At 68.9% G+C, this 20,257-nt stretch carries 15 protein-coding genes; 6 read left to right on the top strand and 9 right to left on the bottom strand.

The genetic code is table 11. The annotated features are described in order from the left end of the window. Window positions 1–41 precede the first annotated feature (41 nt). Window positions 42–1,481: a nucleoside hydrolase-like domain-containing protein gene (locus tag ABDW31_RS12350; protein WP_184718733.1), complete on the top strand. Its 1,440-nt coding sequence runs from the start codon at window positions 42–44 to the stop codon at window positions 1,479–1,481. 40 nt (window positions 1,482–1,521) lie between these two features. Here the strand turns inward: ABDW31_RS12350 and ABDW31_RS12345 are convergent, their stop codons facing one another. Continuing rightward, window positions 1,522–3,909 carry a TonB-dependent receptor gene (locus tag ABDW31_RS12345; protein ID WP_184718731.1) on the bottom strand — a complete coding sequence of 796 codons (2,388 nt, stop codon included), beginning with the start codon at window positions 3,907–3,909 and terminating at the stop codon, window positions 1,522–1,524. Between the two features lie 303 nt (window positions 3,910–4,212). On the opposite strand from ABDW31_RS12345, the gene ABDW31_RS12340 reads away from it, so the two are divergent. Beyond that, the gene (locus tag ABDW31_RS12340; RefSeq protein ID WP_184718728.1) at window positions 4,213–5,814 is read left to right on the top strand and encodes an MFS transporter; all 1,602 of its coding nucleotides are present in this window, start codon (window positions 4,213–4,215) and stop codon (window positions 5,812–5,814) included. Here the strand turns inward: ABDW31_RS12340 and ABDW31_RS12335 are convergent. Beyond that, on the bottom strand, window positions 5,811–6,692 hold the full coding sequence (locus tag ABDW31_RS12335) for an AraC family transcriptional regulator (protein ID WP_343698890.1): 882 nt from the start codon (window positions 6,690–6,692) through the stop codon (window positions 5,811–5,813). The two genes, ABDW31_RS12340 and ABDW31_RS12335, sit on opposite strands and share 4 nt — an antisense overlap. Before the next feature lie 143 nt (window positions 6,693–6,835). Here ABDW31_RS12335 and ABDW31_RS12330 point away from each other — a divergent pair, with 143 nt between their 5' ends. Further along, window positions 6,836–7,708, top strand: a complete 873-nt coding sequence (locus tag ABDW31_RS12330) for an oxidoreductase (protein ID WP_184718724.1) — start codon at window positions 6,836–6,838, stop codon at window positions 7,706–7,708. A 28-nt stretch (window positions 7,709–7,736) separates the two neighbouring features. Here ABDW31_RS12330 and ABDW31_RS12325 read toward each other — a convergent pair whose 3' ends face one another. From ABDW31_RS12325 to ABDW31_RS12315, 3 genes are all read right to left on the bottom strand, one after another. Beyond that, window positions 7,737–8,777 (bottom strand): esterase-like activity of phytase family protein, encoded by a 1,041-nt coding sequence (locus ABDW31_RS12325; protein ID WP_343698889.1) that lies wholly within the window; start codon window positions 8,775–8,777, stop codon window positions 7,737–7,739. After that, window positions 8,774–9,787 (bottom strand): LacI family DNA-binding transcriptional regulator, encoded by a 1,014-nt coding sequence (locus ABDW31_RS12320; protein WP_184718720.1) that lies wholly within the window; start codon window positions 9,785–9,787, stop codon window positions 8,774–8,776. The genes ABDW31_RS12325 and ABDW31_RS12320 overlap by 4 nt, the downstream gene beginning before the upstream one ends. Window positions 9,788–9,913: 126 nt before the next feature. After that, the gene (locus ABDW31_RS12315; protein ID WP_184718718.1) at window positions 9,914–12,283 is read right to left on the bottom strand and encodes a TonB-dependent receptor; all 2,370 of its coding nucleotides are present in this window, start codon (window positions 12,281–12,283) and stop codon (window positions 9,914–9,916) included. A gap of 281 nt (window positions 12,284–12,564) precedes the next feature. Between ABDW31_RS12315 and ABDW31_RS12310 the strand changes: the two genes are divergently transcribed. After that, the gene (locus tag ABDW31_RS12310) at window positions 12,565–13,821 is read left to right on the top strand and encodes a nucleoside transporter C-terminal domain-containing protein (RefSeq protein WP_184718716.1); all 1,257 of its coding nucleotides are present in this window, start codon (window positions 12,565–12,567) and stop codon (window positions 13,819–13,821) included. On the opposite strand, the gene ABDW31_RS12305 is transcribed toward ABDW31_RS12310, so the two are convergent. Further along, window positions 13,808–14,650: a carbohydrate kinase family protein gene (locus tag ABDW31_RS12305; protein ID WP_343698888.1), complete on the bottom strand. Its 843-nt coding sequence runs from the start codon at window positions 14,648–14,650 to the stop codon at window positions 13,808–13,810. The genes ABDW31_RS12310 and ABDW31_RS12305 overlap by 14 nt on opposite strands. A 75-nt stretch (window positions 14,651–14,725) precedes the next feature. On the opposite strand from ABDW31_RS12305, the gene ABDW31_RS12300 reads away from it, so the two are divergent. Beyond that, window positions 14,726–15,382, top strand: a complete 657-nt coding sequence (locus ABDW31_RS12300) for a phosphoribosylanthranilate isomerase (RefSeq protein WP_184718714.1) — start codon at window positions 14,726–14,728, stop codon at window positions 15,380–15,382. Beyond that, the gene (locus tag ABDW31_RS12295; protein WP_184718712.1) at window positions 15,379–16,293 is read left to right on the top strand and encodes a nucleoside hydrolase; all 915 of its coding nucleotides are present in this window, start codon (window positions 15,379–15,381) and stop codon (window positions 16,291–16,293) included. The genes ABDW31_RS12300 and ABDW31_RS12295 overlap by 4 nt, the downstream gene beginning before the upstream one ends. On the opposite strand, the gene ABDW31_RS12290 is transcribed toward ABDW31_RS12295, so the two are convergent. From ABDW31_RS12290 to kdpC, 3 genes are read right to left on the bottom strand one after another with little or no spacing between them, the layout of a single operon-like run. Beyond that, the gene (locus tag ABDW31_RS12290; RefSeq protein ID WP_184718710.1) at window positions 16,290–16,985 is read right to left on the bottom strand and encodes a response regulator; all 696 of its coding nucleotides are present in this window, start codon (window positions 16,983–16,985) and stop codon (window positions 16,290–16,292) included. The two genes, ABDW31_RS12295 and ABDW31_RS12290, sit on opposite strands and share 4 nt — an antisense overlap. A 7-nt stretch (window positions 16,986–16,992) precedes the next feature. After that, a complete protein-coding gene (locus ABDW31_RS12285) occupies window positions 16,993–19,662 on the bottom strand; it encodes a sensor histidine kinase KdpD (protein WP_184718708.1) in 2,670 nt (889 codons plus the stop codon). Then, entirely contained in the window at window positions 19,663–20,256 is a 594-nt protein-coding gene (gene kdpC / locus ABDW31_RS12280) for a potassium-transporting ATPase subunit KdpC (RefSeq protein WP_184718706.1), read from the bottom strand. Between the last annotated feature and the right edge of the window lies 1 nt (window position 20,257).

The raw sequence follows: 20,257 nt of genomic DNA, 5'->3' as shown, positions 1-20,257 counted from the left end.
TCGAATCCGACTAGGCCCGACAAAACGACAGGGAGAGACCGATGTTGATCTTGCGCGTGGTGCTGGCCGCCGCGGTTCTGTTGGGCGCAGACAGTGCGATGGCTCAGGCCAAGCCCTCCCCCGAGCGCCCCCGCGTCCTGGTCCTGACCGACATCGAGAACGAGCCCGACGACGCCCAGTCCCTGGTGCGCTTCCTGGTCTACTCCAACCAATGGGACGTCGAGGGCCTGGTCGCCACCACCTCGATCCACAAGCGCGACCACACCGCCGCCTGGCGTATCCGCGAGATCCTGGGCGCCTACGCCAAGGTCCGCGACAACTTGGAAAAGCACGAGAAGGGCTTTCCAAAGGCCGACCGGCTGATGGCGCTGGTGCGTGAAGGCCAGCCAGCCTACGGCCTGGCCGCCATCGGCGCGGGCAAGGACACCACCGGCTCCAAGCAGATCATCGACATGGCGGACCGCGCCGACGACCGGCCGCTGTGGGTGCTGGTCTGGGGCGGCCCCAACACCCTGGCCCAGGCGCTGTGGACCGTGCGCGACACCCGCTCGCCGGAAGAGCTGCGCCGCTTCGTCTCGCGGCTGCGCGTCTATGCGATCTCGGACCAGGACGATACCGGCCCGTGGATCCGCAGCAACTTCCCGGACCTGTTCTACATCGCCAGCCCCGGCATGCACGCCGGCGGGGCCTATCACGCCGCGACCTGGTCGGGGATCAGCGGCGACAAGTTCCACGGCCGCTTCGACGGCGCGGATTACGCCATCGTCGACAATCCCTGGCTGGACACGCACGTCCGCGCCCTGGGCCCGCTGGGCGCCCAGTATCCGCACACCGAGTTCATCATGGAAGGCGACACGCCCAGCTTCCTGAACCTGATCGCCAACGGGCTGAGCAATCCCGAGCGTCCGGACCTGGGCGGCTGGGGCGGTCGCTACGAGCTCTACACCCCGCGCACCCGCGCCTGGTTCCTGCAGCCGGAGACCCGGCCGTTCTGGACCGACGCCGAGGACGAGGTTCAGGGCGTCGACGGCAACTGGCACACCGGCAACAAGCCGACGATCTGGCGCTGGCGCGAGGCCTATCAGAACGACTTCGCCGCGCGCATGCAGTGGACCGTGAAGTCGTATGCCGAGGCCAACCACCCGCCGGTGGCGCGCCTGGCCACGGCCGATCGCCTGACCGCCGCCCAGGGCGATGTCGTCACCCTCAGCGCCGAGGGCTCCTCGGACCCCGATGGTGACCCCCTCACCTATCGCTGGTTCGTCTACAACGAGGCCGGCACGTTCGTGACCTCGCAGGGCAAGACCGGCTATCCGATCCAGATCGCCGACGCCGACAAGGCCGTCGCCAAGCTGACGGTGCCGAACAGCCGCGTCTTCCGCTCGGGCGAGATGCAGGTGATCCTGGCCGTGACCGACGCGCCGGCGGGCAAGCCGCCGATCACCCGCTATCGCCGCCTCGTCATCGACGTGCGGCCTTAAGGCTGGCAGGGGACAGCGCAGGCGGCCCCCTGCCCTTTCCCTAGTAGCTGGCGCGCAGGGTGAAGAAGACCGCCCGAGCGTCGCCCGGCGTGCCGACCACCAGACCCGAATTGCCCGACACCACCGTGATGTTCTGGATGTACTTCTCGTCGAGAGCGTTGCGCACCGACACGAAGGCCTCCCAGCCGGCGTCGGCCTGGAAGCCGGCCCGCAGGTTGACGATCTCGTAGGCCTTGATGCGCGTGTAGATCGAGTCCGAGCTGTCGGCGAAATAGGCCGAGCGGAAGCTGGCGTCCACACCAGCATAGGCCTCGCCGCTGAGGCGGCCAAGGCTGGTCTTCTGGCGATATTCGCCGCCCAGCGAGCCGGCCCATTTCGACAGACCCGGCAGCGCCTTGCCCGACAGGTCACAGGCCGCCGTCGACGTGCCGATCCGCTCCAGCGGGCACGGACCGTTCTTGAAGCTGGCGTACTTGCCGTCGGTGTAGGCCAGGTTGCCGTAGAACTTGAAGCCGCCGATCGAGCGGGTGGTGGTGTCCAGCTCGACGCCGCGCACCTCGACCTTCTCGACATTGGCGAGATATCCGCGCAGGGCGCCCGGGCCGCTGTCGACGACATTGGCCTGGAAGTTGTCCACGTCGGTAGCGAACACCGCCAGGTTGGCCGTCAGCAGACGGTCGAACCACTGGGTCTTCACGCCCAGGTCAATGGTCGAGACCTTCTCGGGACGGATGACCGCGGCGGCCAGCGAAGGCTGGCCCGCACTGTTCAGCGGCAGGGCCGTCATGTTGATGCCGCCCGACTTGAAGCCGCGCGAATAGGTCCCGTAGACGTTGAAGTTCTCGTTGACCGCATAGACCGCTGCGATCTGGCCCGACAGCGAGCCGTCGCTGGTCTCGGCCGAGAAATTCTGCGCCCGGGCGATGCCCAGCCGGCGGTTGATCAGGGTGGTGTCGGTGGTGTTCGAGCCGCCCGCAACACGCTGGGCATAGACGCCGTCCTTCTTCTCCTTGGTGTAGCGCAGGCCCGGCGTCAGGCTGAGGCGGTCATTGACCTTCCAGGTCAGCTGGCCGAAGGCGGCGTAGCTGGTGGTGTCGATGCTGCTGTCGTTGAACACCGTGTAGCCCGACAGCAGCGAGTCCGGCGAATTGGTGCCCGGCAGCAGCCAGTACGAAGCGTCATTGCCATATTCGGTCACGCCATGGGTGGTGACGTTCTGGTCGAACCAGTAGAGGCCGACGGTCCAGTCGACCTTGCGGGCGCCGTTCGAGGACAGTCGGAACTCCTGGCTGTCCTGCTTCTGGTGCGAAGGGTTGGCCGAGCGACGGGTGACGTCCAGAGCGGTGTAGTCGCGGTCGTTGCGCGGCTCCCAGTCCCAGTTCCGGTGCGCGGTGACCGAGGTCAGGGTCACGTTGCCGAAGTCGTAGTCGACGATCACCGAGCCGCCGCCGGCGAACTGGTCGGCCTGGATGTCGTCGTCCACGTCCGACAGGCGGTCATAGGGGTTGGTGCTGGCGACCTTGTAGTTCCGCCCCGCGGCCAGGGCGGCGTACTGCTGGGCGGCCGGCTTCAGGGTCGTGCCGACCGTGACATAGACCTGGGTGCAGCACTCGGGATGCTGGGCCGCGTAGTCGCCGGCCAGCTTGATGGTCAGCTTGTCGGTCGGGGTGAACTTCAGCTGGCCGCGGACGCCGACGCTGTCGCGGGCGTTCTGATGCAGCTTGCTGATCGGATTGTAGAGGTCACCGTCGCGCCAGGTGCCAACGACCGACAGGCGCGCGGCCAGCTTGTCGGCGACGATGGGACCGGCGGCCGTGGCCTTCAGCTGACGGAAGTTCAAGCTGCCGACCGTCGCTTCGGCGTCGGCCTCGAAGGTGTTGGTGGCGTCGCGGGTCGTGATGTTCAGCGCGCCGGCCGTAGTATTCTTGCCAAACAGCGTGCCCTGCGGACCGCGCAGCACCTCGACCTGCTGGATGTCGACGAAGTCCAGGGTCGCGGCCCCCGGGCGCGAGACATAGACCTGGTCGACATAGATGCCGACGCCCTGCTCCAGGCCGTCATTGGCCAGGCCGTAGGAGGCGCCCAGACCGCGGATGGTCAGGGCGGTGTTGCGGGCGTTGGGCGACAGCACCTGCAGGGTCGGCACCAGTTGGGTCAGCGAGACGATATTGTTGACGCCGGTCTGGGTCAGGGTCTCGGCCGAGGTCACACTGAGAGCGATGGGCACCGACTGGGCGCTCTCCTCGCGGCGGCGGGCTGTCACGAAGACCTGGCCAACCGAGGTGGAGTCCGAGGCGGCGCTGGCGACCTGGTCCGGCGGCGTGGCGACGGCGACCTCGTCCGCCCAGGCTACGCCGGCTGTCGTGGAGAGGAGCGCGCCCAGCAAGGCGGCGCGGCGGCGGGTCAGGCCCGAAAGACGAGTGGTCACGTGTTGCCCCCAGTTCAAGAACGGCGTTCGTCGTTGGGGTGGACAAAACTATAGATACTCGATCGGCTAAATCGAGATTGGATCGGCGCTTACCCAGATTTTCTATCGCGACGAAGCGGGCCTTCGTTGGCATCGCGCGCTTCGAAAGCGTCGATTTTCGAAACTCTGAATTTTCTTAGTTTCCATTTTCGATACGTAAAAACCGATGCAAAATTCCTCTCAGCCCCCTCCAAATCCTTTCTTCTTCAAGGCTGGCGGACGCGGCCCTGGCATGATGGTCCACTCTTTCCGAAAGTCTCTTCCATGACCGCTTCACCACCCCAGACGCAGACAAGGACAGCCCGCGCGCCCCTGGCCACGCCGCTGTTCCGCGCCCTGTGGATCGCGACCATCGTCTCGAACATCGGCACCTGGATGAACGACGTCGGCGCCTCGTGGCTGATGACCTCGCTGTCGCCCAGCCCCTTGTGGGTGGCGATGGTCCAGGCAGCCACCACCTTGCCGATGTTCCTCTTCGCCCTGCCCGGCGGGGCTCTGGCCGACGTCGTCGACCGCCGCAAACTGCTGCTGGCCTCGCAGGTGCTGATCCTGCTGGGCGCGGCCGGCCTGGCGACCTCCACCGCCCTCGGACAGACCACGCCGCTGGTGCTGCTGTCGCTGACCGCCGTCATGGGCCTTGGCGCGGCGCTCAGCGCCCCGGCCTTCCAGGCCATCGTGCCCGAGCTGGTCGAGAAGCCGGCCCTGGCAGACGCGATCGCCCTCAACAGCCTGGGCGTCAACATCGCCCGCGCCATCGGCCCGGCCCTGGGCGGGGTGATCGTCGCCCTGGCTGGCCCCGTGGCCGTGTTCAGCCTCAACGCCGTCTCGATCCTGGCCGTGCTGGGCGTGCTGTATGCCTGGCGTCGCCAGCCGACGGTCGGAACCCTGCCGTCCGAGCACTTCTTCGGCGCGCTGAAGGCCGGCTATCGCTATGCCCGCCACGCCCCGGCCCTGCAATTGGTCCTGATCCGCTCCATCGCCTTCTTCCTGTTCTCCAGCGCCCTGTGGGCCCTGCTGCCGCTGGTCGGTCGCCGGGAGCTGGGTCTGGACGCGGCCGGCTACGGCGCCCTGCTGGGCTGCATGGGCCTGGGCGCGGTGGGCGGCGCGGTCGTGCTGGCCAAGGTCCGCAAGCGCGTCAGCGCCAACACCCTGTCGATCGTCGCCTCGCTGCTGTTCGCCGCCGCCACGTTCGCGCTGGCCCATGCTGGCAGCGCCTGGATCGCCGGCCTGGTGATGGTCGTGGCCGGCCTGGCCTGGATCACCATGCTGTCGGGCCTGAACGTCGCCGCCCAGATGGCCGTGCCGGCCTGGGTCAAGGCCCGCGCTCTCGCCGTCTACCTGTTGGTCTTCCAAGGCGCGATGACCGCCGGCAGCCTGATCTGGGGCACGCTGGCCAGCCGCACCGACATCGCCACCGCCCTGACCGTGGCCGCCGTCGCCCTGGCCGTGATGACCGCCGTCGCCCTGCGCTTCCGCCTGCCGGCCGCCAACGCCGTCGACCTGACGCCTTCGGGCCACTGGGCCGAGCCGGCGATCGCTGGTCCGCACGCCGCCGACCGCGGCCCAGTGATGATCCAGGTCGAGTACCATGTCGCCCCGGCCGACGTTCCGGCCTTCGCCAAGGCGCTGCACGGCTTCAAGTCGATCCGCAAGCGCGACGGCGCCCTGACCTGGCACGTGTTCGAGGACTCCGAACAGCCGGGCCTGGTGGTCGAGACCTTCGTGGTCGCCTCCTGGCTGGAGCACCTGCGCCAGCACGAACGGGCCACCCACGACGACCGCCTGAACCAGGAAGCCCTGCACCGCTTCCACATCGGCGACGAACCGCCGAAGGTCCGCCACCTGATCGCGCCGTCGCTCGGTTAGGAGGCGGCGACCAGTCCCTGGCGCATCCGCACCGCGTCCCGCGCGGGCGGTGCGCCGAACTGGCGGGCATATTCGCGGCTGAACTGCGAGGCGCTGTCGTAGCCCACCGCGAAGCCCGCCTGAGCCGCGCCCTCGCCACCCGCCAACAGACGCGCGCGAGCCTCCTGCAGCCGGACATGTTTCTGGAACTGCAGGGGGCTCATCGTCGTCACGGTGCGGAAGTGACGGTGGAAGGTCGAGAGACTCATGCCCGCCATGTCGGCCAGATCTTCCACCCGCATCGGCTCGGCGAAGTGCGCGCGCACCCAGCGGATGGTCTTGGCCACCCCCGCCAAGCGGCTGGCGCCCGAGCCGATCTGGCGCAGGGTCGGGCCGTGGGCGCTGTTCAGCAGCCGCCAGATCAGCTCGCGCTGGATCATCGGGGCCATGACCGGGATCTCACGCTGACGGTCCATCAGGCGCACCAGCCGAGCGATAGGATCCAACAGGTCCTCGGGCAGCGGGCCCAACTGGATGCCGGACGGCGGGGCCTGCTCGGCGATCTCGGCCTCGCCGTTCTCCAGCATGATCCGCGAGACGGTCGCCGGGTCCAGGTCGACGCTGACCGCCCGATACGGCGCTTCGGTGACGCTGCCGCAGACCGGCAGTTCGGCCGACACCACCAGGCAGTCGCCCTTGCCGTAGGTGAACAACCGCTCGCCCAGAAGGGTCTGCTTGGCGCCCGAGACCACCAGACACAGCATCGGCCGATAGGCGGCCCCGACCATCAGGGTGGGTTCATCACTGCGATAGAGGCCAAGGCCTGGCACCGGATGGACAGTGTCCAGCTCCTGGGCGTGGCGTTCGACGATATCGGTCATTTCGGGCAAGAGCGACATGACCACATCCAACGCTCACTGACGCGCGAGCGCAAGCGCGTGAGAGCGCATTGACAGGATCGTGCAAGTTTCCGACTGGATCGCCCTAACGCCCCAGGCTCCAAAAGGCGTCTCTTCTCCTCACCCCAACGAGGAGTTCCCCCATGAGCAAGACCTGGTTCATCACTGGCGCCGCCCGCGGTCTGGGCGCCGCCATCGCCCGCGCCGCCCTCGAAGCCGGCGACCGCATCGTCGTCACCGGCCGCAACCGCGCCGCCCTGGTCGAGACCTTCGGCGAGGATAACGACGCCGTCCTGTCGCTGGCGATGGACGTCACCGACGCGACCCAGATCCAGGCCGCCGTCGACGCCGCCAAGGCCCGCTTCGGCGGCATCGACGTACTGGTTAACAACGCCGGCTACGGCCACCTGGGCATCTTCGAGGAGATCCGCCCCGAAGACATCCGCCCGCAGTTCGACACCAACGTCTTCGGCCTGATCGACGTCACCCGCGCCGTGCTGCCGGTGATGCGCGCCCAGCGCTCGGGTCAGGTGTTCAACATCTCGTCGATCGGCGGCATGCTGGGCGGCGCCAGTAGCGCGATCTACTGCGCGTCCAAGTTCGCGGTCGAGGGCTTCTCGGAGTCGCTGGCCGACGAGGTCAAGGGCTTTGGCATCCACGTCACGGTTGTCGAGCCGGGCTTCTTCCGCACCGACTTCCTCGACGGCTCCTCCGTCCGCCACGCCGATGCGCCGGTCGCCGACTACGCGGAGGTCTCGGCCGCGATCCGCGCCTTCTACGACGCTCGCAGCCACAACCAGGCGGGCGATCCGGTCAAGCTGGGCCAAGCGCTGGTCGTCCTCGCCAACAGCGACGCCCCGCCTATCCGCTGGTCGGCCGGAACCGACGCCATCGGTGTCGTCGAAGCCAAGATCGCTCTGCTGAACAAGGAGCTGGAAGCCTGGCGGGCCCTGTCGGCCTCGACAGACGGCGACTTCGCCTTCCGCGAAGAGCCCAAGACTGCCATGGCCTGGTAGGTCAGTCCCGGAAGCCGAACACCAGCACCTAGCCGCGCTGGTGCGGATCGAAGTTGTCGTCGGCGAACAGCACCAGCGAACGCTCGCCGGTCGACAGCTTCGGTCCCCAGGCCATGGCTTCCAGATTGGTCGCCGGCGTGTCCGGCAGCCGATCGAAATTGACCAGCAGTTGCTTGCTCAGCGGTCGCACGTCGCCGGCGGCCAGGCTCTGGCGGCCGGCGATGTCCTGCGCCCCGGCCAGTTCGACCAGATAGAGCCGGCAGTGGAAGGCGAAACGCCCCTCGCCGTCCTCGACGCCGGACCGCTCCAGCACCAGCAGGCGATGGTCATCGATGGCCAGGATCTCGCTCACGCCATTGTCGCTGCGCTTGACCGGCGCGGCCTGCACCGGATCCAGGCGATAGGCGAACTGGGCCGAGACCTTGCCGTCACGGTCCAGGCGGGTGATCCGGGTCAGGCCGCCGCTCGAAACGCTGGGCGCGGGTCCGTCCTGGATCAGCGGCGCCTCCATGGCGAGCCACAGCCAGCGGCCGTCGGGCGAGAAGCTCAAGCCCTCGAAGGTCTGGTTGATGCGCGCGCCGCTGGCCTTGGCCGGATCGAAACGCAAGGCGTCCGGCGTCGGGATCGCGCTCTTGGCCGCGCCGTCGCGGTCCATCCAGCGGATCGACGGGTCGAAGCCGCGCGGCTGGTCGCCCTCGCTGCTCCAGACCAGGTCGCCGGTTTTCGGATCGATCCGCAGCGCCTCGGCGTCGGCGCGTTCGCCCTCGCCGGCAGTCGAGGGGAAGGGCGAACCGTCCTCGCGCCGCAGCGGGACCGGCTTCTCCACCCGAAGGCCGCGCACGCCGCGCGCGTCGTACCCCAGGCGGCCGACAAAGAACCGCGCCGGCGCCTTGTCCGAACGGTCGTCGGAGATCATCAGCCAGCGATCGGCCTTGCGGTCGTAGTCGACGCCCGAGATACCGCCGAACGGCGCGCCGTCGACGACGATGTCCTTGGGCACATCCAGTGCGCCCACGAGCCGGAGATCTGGCGTGGCGAGAAGCGCCGCCGCGAGCAGCGCTGCGATCATGCCTTGGGCCCCGTCACGGACTCGCGCGCCACCAACTCAACATTGAACACCACCCGCCGGCGCGGCTCGCTGCGGTTGGTGATGCGGCGGACCAGGGTCTCGACGGCGGCGGCGGCCATGTCCTCGACCGGCATGTCGATCGTGGTCAGGGCCGGCGTATGCAGCTGCGCCCACGGGATATCGTCAAAGCCGATCACCGAGACATCCTCGGGCACCGACAAGCCCATCGACCGGATATGGCGCATGGCCCCGATGGCGATCAGGTCGGCGCCGGCGATCACGGCGGTGGCCTGCCGAGTCTCCAGCGCCGCCGCCACGGCCGGTTCCAGGTCCAGCGAGAAGGCGTTTTGGACGTGCCAGGTCAGGTTGGCCTTCTCGCGCACCGTGGCGATCGCGCCTTCGGCCCGCTGACGAGCGCTGGAGGCGGCGTAAGGGCCGGAGATGACGCCGATGTTGACGTGGCCGGCGGCGATCAGGTGCTCGGCCGCCAGGCGACCGCCGTCGGCATAGTCGGCCTGGATGACGTCATAGGCCGGCAGGTTGCGGTCCAGCACCACTGTCGGCACGCCCTCGATCAGGCGGCCCACCGGGCTGTCGTCGGCGATCGGGAACCAGATCACCCCGTCGACGCCGTGATCGACCATCAGGCCCACGGCCTGCTGCTCGGCCTCCGGCGAGCCCTCGGTGTCGGTCAGGAAGACACTGTAGCCGGCGGTCCGCGCGGCCTGGATCACCACCTGGGCCAGGCTGGGGAAGAACGGGTTGGTCAGGTCGGGCACGATCAGGCCGATGGCCCCGGTGCGCCCGGTCTTCATCGCCTTGGCGCTCTGGTTGGGGCGATAGCCCAGCTGGGCCGCGACCTTCAGGATGTGCTCGCGCGTGGCCTCGCCCACCGAGCCGGCCCCGTTGATCGCATAGGACGCGCTGGCCAGCGACACGCCGGCGGCCTTGGCCACCTCCTTGAGGGTAGCGCGCCGCGGCGGCTCGTTCGGCGTGTCAGTCTTGGCCATGCGTCGGATTCCGTGTGTCCTCAGGACGTGAAACCTTTCATGGCGGGCGTCAAGACAGGATGGGGCGGACCCGAAGGTCCGCCCCGCTCAGGACGCCGAACAAGGGGATGACGGCGTCCGAGTTTCTTAGAACCGGGCCCGCACCGAGACGGTGTAGGTGCGCGGCATGCCGACGAAGTAGCGGTCCAGAGTCCGGGCGTTCGGCGTCGCGGCCGTGTAGCCGAACTCCGGCTGGGTCGCGGTCGAGCCGCTGACCGCGCCGATGTATTCCTCGTCCAGCAGGTTATCGACGTTGAACTGGAACCGCAGGTCCGGCGCCCAACCCTTTGAATTATTGGCCCGCTTCCAGTCATAGGTCGCGGTCAGGCCGACCAGGGCGTAGCTGTCGATCTTCTCGACACCCAGTTCCTGGAAGGTGGTCGGGGCCACCAGATGGCCGCCGACGCGCTCGCCGACATAGCGGACATTGGCGTCCAGCTTCACGCCCGCCAACGGCTTCCAGCCGATCTGGCCGAAGAAGCTGTCCTTGGGAATGTCGCGCACGCCCGCGCCGCCGATGATCGCCACCGAGGCCAGGGCCTTGCGCGCGTCGCTACCCACGGCCGGGTTGTCGTGCTTGGCGTCCTGGCGCGAGTACGAGCCGTAGAGGTCGACCGGACCGAAGTCGTAATAGCCGGTCAGCTCGACGCCGCGGGTCTTGATGCCGGCAATGTTGACGGCCTTGGTCGCGACGTTGCCGCGGATCACTTCCTGCGGGTCCAGAACCGCCGTCGGGTCGCGGGTGACGATGCCGACATTGTTTTTCAGGTCGACGTCATAGGCCTGGATCGAGAAGGCCATGTTCGGCTTCACATACCTCAGGCCGATGTCCAGGTTCTCGGTCGAGACCGGCGTCAAGTCCTTGGGATTGATCACTGCAGTCGAGCCCAGGAAGGCGTCCTCGGGGATGCCGGCAAAGTTCTTGGCGTAGCCGCCGAACAGTTCCAGCGCCGGGGCCAGCTGGTAGGTCGCGCCGATCTTGGGATTGAGGTCCGAGTGCTGCGAGAACTTGACGTTGGCGCGGTACTCCAGCGGCGACTTGGCGTCGTACTTGACGTTGTACCAGGTGACACCCAGGGCGACCTTCAGCTTGTCGTCCAGGGCCCGGAACTCGTCCTGGGCGTACAGCATGGTGGTCTCGACCGTGGCCGAGCGCTCATACTCGACATAGTTCAGCTTCGAGCGGTCATAGGCCGTGCTCTGGGCCGAGTTGAGGATCGGGTAGAAGTTGCGCTTCTCGGTGGAGTCGCCGCCTTCCCACCAGCCGCCGAAGCGCAGGTTGTGGGCGCCGAAGCGGGCCTTCATCTCGCCGGTGACGCCATAGCGGTCACGGTCGCGCGGGGTCACCCGCATGTCGGCCGGACCGCCGACCACGTTGCTGTTGCGCAGGGTGGTCAGGGTCGGACGCACCGCCCCGCCATTGGCGTTATAGCCGGTCACCGCGCGCGGATCGCCGCCGGTCAAGATGCGCTGGCGGTCCTGGTAGCGGAACGACTCGCCCTTGAGGTTCTGGTAGTAGGGATTGACGTCGAAGCTGACCGTATCGCTCAGCACGATGTGGGCGTTGGCATAGCCCAGCCAGTCCTTGCGCCAGCCGCCCAGAGCGCCGCCGAAATCGATGTCGCGGGCCGGGATGCCGGTCAGGGCGTCCAGCGCCCGGTCGCTGCGCGGCGCGGCCTCGAACTCGCCCTTGGTGACGATATTGAAGTCGTTGTCAGTCTGATCGTTGTAGGAGACGCGGCCCTTCAGGAACGAACCGTTGTCGAAGTCCTTCACGACCTTCAGCTCGTAGTGGTCACGCTCGCTGCCCCGGCTGTTGCGGCCGGCCCAGACATCGTTCTCCTGGTGCGAATAGGTGAAGTAGCCCGACAGGCCGGGCGCGATCTCGCCGCTGTCGATGCGGCCATAGATGCGGCGGAAGTCGAACGAGCCGACGCCGGCCTCGATCGTCGCGCCGAAGTCCTTGCGCGGGGCGTCGGTGACGAAGTCGATGAAGCCGCCCAGGGCGAAGCGCGACGGCGCGCCGATGTCGCCCGCGCTCTGCGAGACGTTGATGCGGCCGATGTTGCTGCTTTCGATGAAGCGTTGCGGCGGAGAGCCGCCGTTGAAACGGCTGTCGCCGGTGGGGATGCCGTCCAGGGTCAGGCCGATCTGCTCGTCACCCAGGCCGCGCATATAGATCTCGAACGAGAAGCTGCCGCCGCGGGCGTCGCCGGTCGAGACCTGCACGCCGGGCACCTTGACCAGGGCCTGGGTGATCTCCGCGCCCAGCGGGCGCTCTTGGATGTCCTCGGCCCCGACCGCGAAGGTGGCGCGGGTCAGGCCCGAGCCGAAGCGGACGGCGGTGACGACGACTTCGTCGAGAGTGTCGGCGGCCGGCGCGGCCTGCTGCGCCATGGCGGGCGCGGCCATGACCAGGAACAACGCGCTCGAAACCAGCCAGGTGGACGTCTTCATGCTCAAGCCCCCTTAAGGCGGATCCGCCGTGGCGGATGTCGGTACTGATTTAGTGAAACGTTTCATATTCGAGTTCAATGACAATTTCATCACAGACCGCAGGGATATGCACGGCGCCTAATCGCGCATCCGACCTTGCTATCATGAGACATTTTGAGGCGAAGCGCTGCTCGCGCTCCGCGCAGCCCAGAGCGATAAGGCCCACCGAGATCGGAAATTTCGCCATATTTCCTTGAAACGTTTCACTCTATATCCTGGCGTCGAACGTCGTCGGAGGGGACATGCTGGTCAACGAAACCGCGCGGGCGCTATTGGGCCTGGTCGTGTTCTTGGCTCTGGGCTGGTTGCTGTCGGAGAACAAGCGCGCCCTACCCTGGCGGGCCGTGCTCGTCGGCCTCTCCTGCCAGATTGGCCTGGCGTTGCTGCTGACCAAGGTCCCGGCGATCACCGCCACCTTCGCCGCCGCCACCCACGCCGTCGACGCCCTGCAGGCGGCCTCGCGCGCCGGCTCCAGCTTCATGTTCGGCTATCTGGGCGGCGGCCGTGCGCCATTCAGCGTTCAGGACCCCGGCGCGGCCTTCATCTTCGCCTTCCAGGCCCTGCCGGCCATCCTGCTGGTCGGTGCGCTATCGGCGCTTCTGTGGCACTGGAAGGTGCTGATCTGGATCGTGCGCGGCGCGGCCTGGGCGTTCGGCAAGCTGTTCGGCGTCAGCGGTCCGGTCGGGGTCTCGACCTCGGCCTGCGTGTTCCTCGGCATGGTCGAGGCCCCGCTGCTGATCAAGCCGTTCCTGCCGCGCCTGTCGCGGGCCGAGGTCTTCATCATCATGGTCGACGGCCTGTCTGTGATCGGCGGCTCGATGATGATCGTGCTGGGCTCGCTTATCGCAGCCAAGGTGCCCAACGCCTTCAGTCATCTCTTGATCGCCTCGCTGATCAGCACGCCCATGGCGATCGGCATGGCCAGGTTGATCATCCCCAGCGCCGCGTCGTCCGAGACCCACGAGCCGATCGTCCTGGCCAGCCCCTATCGCAGCAGCCTGGAGGCCATCACCTTCGGCACGCTGGACGCGGTGAAGATGGTGCTGAACATCGCCGGCCTCCTGGTGGTGTTCGTCGGCCTGATCGCCCTGATCAACATGGGCCTGGGCGCCCTGCCTCACGCCGGCGCGCCGCTGACGCTCGGCGGCATCCTCGGCTGGCTCCTGACCCCGATCGTGTGGCTGACCGGCGCGCCGCTGGGCGAACTGCAGACCGTCGGCGCGATTCTGGGCACCAAGGTCGCCGCCAACGAGGTCGTGGCCTACAGCGACATGATGGCTCTGCCGCCGGGCGCGCTCAGCGAAAAGAGCCTGCTGATCCTAACCTACGCCCTGGGCAGCTTCGGTAATGTCGGCAGCGTGGCCATCCTGATCGGCAGCCTGTCGGCCATGGCCCCGGAAAAGGTCGGCGAGGTGGTCGAACTGGGCTTCAAGGCCCTGGCCGCCTCGTTCCTGACCATCTGCATGACGGCCACGATCATGGGGATCATTGGCGGCTAGCCAGCAAGGCTCCTGCCGCCGCGATCCCGGCCTCGGCCGCCGCTTTGGGCGAGCCGCCGGCAATCAAAGCCGCCAGGGCCGCGCCGGCGAAGGTGTCGCCCGCGCCGGTGGCGTCGTCGATGTCGAGCGCCTCGACGGGCAGGTCCTGGACTTCACTGCCGACCTCGATCCGGACGCCGTCGGCGCCGCGGGTTTCGAACAGGATCTGACCGGCCGGCGCAGGACCAGCGCGGCCCGCTTCCAGCCAGGCGCGTTCGCCGGCGTTGCAGAACACCACCTCGGCCCGGGCAGTCAGCTGATCGACGAGGTCGGACGGGAAACAGGCCGGGTCGCCCTTGGCGATCCACGCCAGGCGCGCAGATGGCGGCAGCACATGGAGCAGCCGCCGCAGCAGGTCCGCTGGTCCAGCCGCGATGACCAACCACGCCGCCGCATGGGCCAGCCGCACCTGGGCCTCGGTCAGCTCGGCGGGACCCGGCCGCAGCAGGCAGCCATAGGTCCCGTCGGCGTTGTAGATCAGCAGGCAGCGAGTCGAGGGCGCGCCCGACTGGACCGCGACACCGTCCAGCAACACTCCGGCTTCGCGACAGGTGGCGGCATAGGCCTGGCCGTCGGCGTCGTCGCCGATCCAGGTCAGCGGCGCGGCGGCGACGCCCGCCTTGGCCAGGGCCGCCCCAGCGTAAAGCGCCGCCCCGCCCGCGCGCGGCCAGGCTTCGTCCGCGCCCTGACGCATCAGCAGCGTGCCGCGGCCGGTGAAGTCGCCCTCAACCCGCACCACGTAGTCGATCGTCGCGAACCCCGCGACCGCGACCGATCCCGCCATGCTCATCAATCCCTTCAAGCTTGCTTGACTGAAACGTTTCACTTGCTAATTTGCAAGGACAATTTGAGCCTTGGACCCGCCATGCAGCCTCCCGTTTTCATCGCGTTCACCGGCGTCGACCGGATCGACCTGCTGCCGGGGATGAAGGCGCTGTCGGCGCGCTATCCGATTGAATGGGGCGTGCTGGTCGACGCGGCGCAGGACGGTGAAAGCCCGCTCTTCCCGGAGAAAGCCGTCCGCGACGCGCTGCTGGCCGAACGCGACCTGCGCTGGGCCGCCCATGTCTGCGGCGACGCGGCCCGGGCCATCGTCGCCGATCCCATGACCGCCCCGCTCGCCCCCCGCGGCGTCCAGCGGGTGCAGGTCAATCACAGCTTCAAGGGCAGCACCCCGGCCCAGGCCGCCGCCTCGCGCGACTACGGTCGCCGGATCGGCGCGCGGACGGTGCTGCAGTGCTCGGCCGCCTTCCCGCTGGCCCAGACCGGCGTCGACTGGCTGTATGACGTCTCGTTCGGCACCGGCATGCGCCCCGACCGGTGGCCCGCCCCGCCGCCGGCCGATGGACCGTTCTGCGGCTATTCCGGCGGCATCGGCCCGGACACCGTCGGCGACGTCCTGTCCCGCATCGCCGCCCCGACCGGCGCGCTCTACTGGATCGACATGGAGTCGGGCGTCCGTACCGACGGCGCCTTCGACCTCGCCAAGTGCGAAGCCGTCTGCCGCGCGGTCTACGGATGAGCCACACGCCCCGGCTGGTTATCCTCGACACCGATCCGGGCGTCGATGACGCCCTGGCCCTGCTCTATCTGCGCGCCCGGCCCGAACTGAAGCTGCTGGCGATCACCACGGTGTTCGGCAATGCCGACGTCGAGACCACCACCCGGAACGCTCTCTATCTGCGCCAGCGCCTGGGGCTTGAGGTTCCGGTGCATTGCGGCGCCGCCGGGCCGCTACATGGACCGCGCGGTCCCTCGCCGGTGCATGTCCACGGCCAGAACGGCTTGGGCGATCTCGATCTGGGCGGCTTCGTCGCGCCGCCCGCCGATCCCGGCGCGGCGCACGAATGCATCGTCGAAGCCATCCGCACCCATCCTGGCGCCATCACCCTGGTCGCCATCGGCCCGCTGACCAACCTGGCCCTGGCGCTGCAGGCCGCGCCGGACATCGTCGGACAAACCGCCGAGGTCGTGATCATGGGCGGCGCGTTCGGACGGGGGAACGTCACCCCCTATGCCGAGGCCAACATCCACAACGACCCGGAAGCCGCCGCCCGGGTGCTGACCGCCGGCTGGCCAGTGACCCTGATCCCGCTGGACGCCACGATGTCGTGCGTACTGTCGAACGCGGCCGCCGCCTCGCTGGCCGAGACCGCCGGCGACGGCGGGCGGCTGGCCCATGACGTCTCGCGCGGCTACGCGGCCGCCTATGCTCAGCACGAGGGCCTGGACGGCTGCGTGCTGCACGACGTCACCGCGCTGGCCTGGCTGGTGAGGCCTGATCTCTTCACGACGCACGAGGGCCCGGTGGCGATCGCGCTGGACGGCAAACGTCGAGGCCAGACAACCCGCACAGACGTTCCCTCGCCCACCAGGACCGCGCTGACCGCCGACGGCGCGGCGGTGGCGGCGCACTTCTGCGAGACGCTCTAGGGTTCGACCAGCCGATAGCCGATCCCCGGCTCAGTCAGGATCAGGCGCGGATGCGAGGGCTCGGCCTCGAGCTTCTGGCGCAGCTGGCCGACGAAGACCCGCAGGTACTGCGAGTCCTGGGCGTGCGAAGGACCCCAGACCGCGACCAGCAGCTCCTTCTGGGTCAGCACCTTGCCCACGCTCGTCGCCAGGCGCGCCAGCAGAGCGTACTCCTTGGGCGACAGACCGACCTTCTCGCCGCCGCGCGTCACCAAGCGCTTGTCCAGGTCGATCTCGACCTTGCCCAGGCGGATCGGGCCCTGCGGCGCAGCCGCCTTGCCGGCATGGCGTAGGGCCGCGCGCAGGCGGGCCAGCAGCTCGCCAACCCCGAAAGGCTTCTCGACATAGTCGTTGGCGCCCTTGTCCAGGGCCTCGATCTTCTCGACCTCACGGTCGCGGGCCGACAGGATCAGGATCGGGCCGTCATAGAAGGCCCGGGCCTTCTCCAGCACTTGCTTGCCGTCCATGTCGGGCAGGCCCAGGTCCAGCACCACCGCGTCGGGCGACCACAGGGCGATGCCGCGCAGCCCCTCCTGGCCGCTGTCGGCGCGCAGCGGCTCGTAACCCGCCGCGTCCAGGGCCGGCCCCAGGAAGCGGTGGATCTGCGGTTCGTCGTCGATGACGAGGATGCGCTGGCGCGGGTCGCTGCTCATGGAGCGCTCATAGCAGATCGTGCGGGGTGGCGATGGTCTTGGGCAGGCTGATCAACATCCGCGTGCCCCGGCCGTCGTGGATCGGGCTGGCGGCGGCGATGCGGCCGCCCATGGCGTCGACGAAGCCCTTGGCGATGGCCAGACCCAGGCCCGCCCCCTGGCTGCGGTCGCTGGGCTCCTCCATCCGGCGGAACTTGTCGAAAATCCGCTCCAGCTCGGCCGGCGGCACACCCCGCCCCTCGTCCTCGATGCTGATCACGACATTGCCGCGATCCTCGTAGGCCGCCAGCTCGATCCGGCTGCCGTCGGCGCTGTAGGCGATGGCGTTTTCCAAAATGTTGACAACGACTTGCTCCAGAAGGCTCGCATCGATGCGGACCAGGCTGAGGCGATCGGGATAGTCGCGTGATAGCGGGCGTTCACCCAGTCGGCGGGTCACCCGTTCGGCGGCGGCGTTGAGCACATCGCGCACGTCGGTCCAGTCGGTGCGCAGGCGCAGACCCCCGCCTTCCAGCCGGGTCATGTCCAGCAGGTTGGCGACGTAGCGGCTCAGGCGCTCGGCCTCCTCGCGGATGCTGACCAGGAGGTCCTGGCGCACCGCCTTGCTCATCTTCTCGCCCAGTTCGAGCAAGGTGCTCGACGCCCCCAGCACCGTCGACAACGGCGTGCGCAGGTCGTGGCTGACCGAGTTCATCAGGGCCGAGCGGAAACGATCGGCGCGGCGCAGGGTCTCGGTCTCCAGCGCCTCGGTCGCCAGTTGCGAGCGCTCCAGGGCCACCGCCCCCTGCTCCAGCAGCGCCAGGATCAGCCGCTCCTGGTCGGCGCCCGCGCCGGCCTCGACGGCGGCGACGCCGGTGCGGGCCCGCACGCCCTCCAGCGGCCAGAAGGTCCACCGCGCCTGAGGCAGCGTACCGGTTCCGAAGCCGGCGACCTCGCCCTTCTCCCAGGCCCAGCGCGCGGCGGCCATCTGAGCGGCGTCGAGGACTTCCAGGCTTGGCGAGCCGGCCAGCGGCGCGATCTCGTCGCCTTCCGGCAGCAGGACCAGCGCCCGGCCTCCGGCGGCGGCGGCCACCTGTTCGGCCAGGGCCGAGGCGACGGCCTCGCGGCCCGTGGCGGCCGACAGGGTGCGGCTCGCGGCCAGCAGCGTCGCCACGGCGGCGGCGCGACGCTGCGAGCCCAGGGCCTGATCCCGCACCCGACCCGCCAGTCCGCCCGAGGCCAGGGCCACGGCCCAGAACACCACCAAGGTGATGAAGTCGGTCGGCGCCCCGATCGCCAGGCTGTAGCGGGGGGCCAGGAACAGATAGTTGTAGACGAGGAAGGCTACGGTCGCCGCCGCCATGGCGGGCCGCAAGCCATGCAGCACCCCCGCCGCCAGCACCGCAGCCAGGAAGATCATCCCCAGGTCGACGCGGTCGAAGGCCAGGTCCAGGCCCCACGCCGCCAGGGTCGCGGCCAGCACGAACAGCGCCCCGACCGCATAGCCCTGCCAGCGGCCCAGGCTGAGCGGCTGGGCGGGCTTGGGCTCGCGCTCGTGGACGGCTTCGGTCACAACGTGGACTGCCACGCCGCGCGCCTCGCGCAGCAGGGCGGCGGCCAGAGAGCGGCCAAGGATCTCGCGCCAGCGGCTCTCGACCGACTTGCCTAACACGATCTGGGTGACGTTGTTGCGGCGGGCATAGGCCATCACCGTCGCAACGATGTCGCCGCCCGTCAGCGCCACGGTCGAACCGCCCAGCTGCTCGGCCAGGCGATAGGCCTCGCGCACGCGGGCGGCGCTGCCCTCCCCGGCCGCCGGACGGTCGGTGCGCTCGACATGGGCGACGATCCAGGGGGCGTCCATCATCATGTCCGACAGGCGCCGGCCGGTCCGCACCAGGGCGCCGGCCATGGCGTCGCCGCCGACCAGGACCAGGATCCGTTCGCCGGCCGCCCAAGGCCCCTCGACGCCCTTCTCGCGCATGGCGGCGACCAACTGGTCGTCCACGGTCTGGGCCGCGCGGCGCAGGGCCAGCTCGCGCAGGGCCGTCAGGTTCTCGACCTTGAAGAAGCTTTCCGAGGCCAGGCGCGCCGTCTCGGGGACATAGACCTTGCCGGCCGCCATCCGCTCGCGCAGCTCGTCGGGGGTGATGTCAACGAACTCGATGGCGTCGGCCCGCGACAGGGCGCTGTCGGGCACGGTCTCACGCTGGCGCACGCCGGTGATGCGCTGGACGACGTCGACCAGGCTCTCCAGGTGCTGGACGTTCAGGGTGGTCCAGACGTCGACGCCGGCCGCCAGCAGTTCCTCGACATCCTGCCAGCGCTTGGGGTGGCGCGAGCCCACCGCATTGGAGTGGGCGTACTCGTCGACCAGCAGGATCTTGGGCCGGCGCTCCAGGGCCGCGTCGATGTCGAATTCCATCTGCACGCGGCCGCGATGCTCGATAGGCTTGCGGGGCAGCACGTCCATGCCGCGCAGCAGGCTCTCGGTCTCGCGGCGACCATGGGTCTCGACGACGCCGATCAGCACGTCGACGCCCTCAGCCTTTCGGCGGCGAGCGGCGCGCAGCATCTCGTACGTCTTGCCCACGCCCGGGGCCATGCCCAGAAACACCTTGAGGCGCCCCCGGCCTGCCTTGTTGGCGGCGGCCAGGAGCGCCTCTGGGTCGGGACGTTTCGGTTCGTCCGTCGGCAATTATCCGCCCTTGTTGTTGCTATTTGGCGGGAAGCGGGCGTCGAGCGCTCGGTTCAGGGCCAGGACGTTGACGCGCGGCTGGCCGATGAAGCCCAGCAGCGGCGGCAAGACCTGGGCCTCGACCACCGCCGACACCTGCCCTTCCGGCACGCCGCGCGCCTCGGCGACGCGCGGGATCTGGAAGCGGGCGTTGGCCGGCGAGATGTCCGGATCCAGGCCCGAGCCCGAGGTGGTCACCGCGTCGGCCGGGATGACCGCGCCAGGGTTCTCGGCCCGCAGCGCAGCGGCGTCGGCCTTTTCACGCTCGATCAGCTTGTCGTTTAGGGGCCCCATGTTGGAGCCGCTGGAGGCGCTGGCGTCGTAGCCGTTCCCCGCCGCCGAGGGACGGCCATGGAAGTAGGCGGGTGCGATGAAGGCCTGGCCGATCAGGGCCGAGCCGATGACCTGACCGCCGGCGTCACGGACGAGGCTGCCATTGGCCTGAGCCGGGAACGCCGCCTGGGCGACGCCGGTGACGGCCAGCGGATAGGCCACGCCCAGCAGCGCGGTCAGCAGGCCCATTGAGACCAGGGCCGGACGCAGGTGAGAGAGCATG

The sequence above is a fragment of the Caulobacter sp. genome, assembly GCF_039596335.1.
Taxonomy (GTDB): Bacteria; Pseudomonadota; Alphaproteobacteria; order Caulobacterales; family Caulobacteraceae; genus Caulobacter.
Note: the sequence above shows the minus strand (reverse complement) of the source record. Positions and strands in the feature narration are given on the sequence as shown.

Bases quoted from the DNA above. Each gene is read 5' to 3' on its own strand.
- ABDW31_RS12350 (WP_184718733.1), top strand. From the start codon at position 42: ATGTTGATCTTGCGCGTGGTGCTGGCCGCCGCGGTTCTGTTGGGCGCA.
- ABDW31_RS12340 (WP_184718728.1), top strand. From the start codon at position 4,213: ATGACCGCTTCACCACCCCAGACGCAGACAAGGACAGCCCGCGCGCCC.
- ABDW31_RS12335 (WP_343698890.1), bottom strand. From the start codon at position 6,692: ATGTCGCTCTTGCCCGAAATGACCGATATCGTCGAACGCCACGCCCAG.
- ABDW31_RS12330 (WP_184718724.1), top strand. From the start codon at position 6,836: ATGAGCAAGACCTGGTTCATCACTGGCGCCGCCCGCGGTCTGGGCGCC.
- ABDW31_RS12325 (WP_343698889.1), bottom strand. From the start codon at position 8,777: ATGATCGCAGCGCTGCTCGCGGCGGCGCTTCTCGCCACGCCAGATCTC.
- ABDW31_RS12320 (WP_184718720.1), bottom strand. From the start codon at position 9,787: ATGGCCAAGACTGACACGCCGAACGAGCCGCCGCGGCGCGCTACCCTC.
- ABDW31_RS12315 (WP_184718718.1), bottom strand. From the start codon at position 12,283: ATGAAGACGTCCACCTGGCTGGTTTCGAGCGCGTTGTTCCTGGTCATG.
- ABDW31_RS12310 (WP_184718716.1), top strand. From the start codon at position 12,565: ATGCTGGTCAACGAAACCGCGCGGGCGCTATTGGGCCTGGTCGTGTTC.
- ABDW31_RS12305 (WP_343698888.1), bottom strand. From the start codon at position 14,650: ATGAGCATGGCGGGATCGGTCGCGGTCGCGGGGTTCGCGACGATCGAC.
- ABDW31_RS12300 (WP_184718714.1), top strand. From the start codon at position 14,726: ATGCAGCCTCCCGTTTTCATCGCGTTCACCGGCGTCGACCGGATCGAC.
- ABDW31_RS12295 (WP_184718712.1), top strand. From the start codon at position 15,379: ATGAGCCACACGCCCCGGCTGGTTATCCTCGACACCGATCCGGGCGTC.
- ABDW31_RS12290 (WP_184718710.1), bottom strand. From the start codon at position 16,985: ATGAGCAGCGACCCGCGCCAGCGCATCCTCGTCATCGACGACGAACCG.
- kdpC (WP_184718706.1), bottom strand. From the start codon at position 20,256: ATGCTCTCTCACCTGCGTCCGGCCCTGGTCTCAATGGGCCTGCTGACC.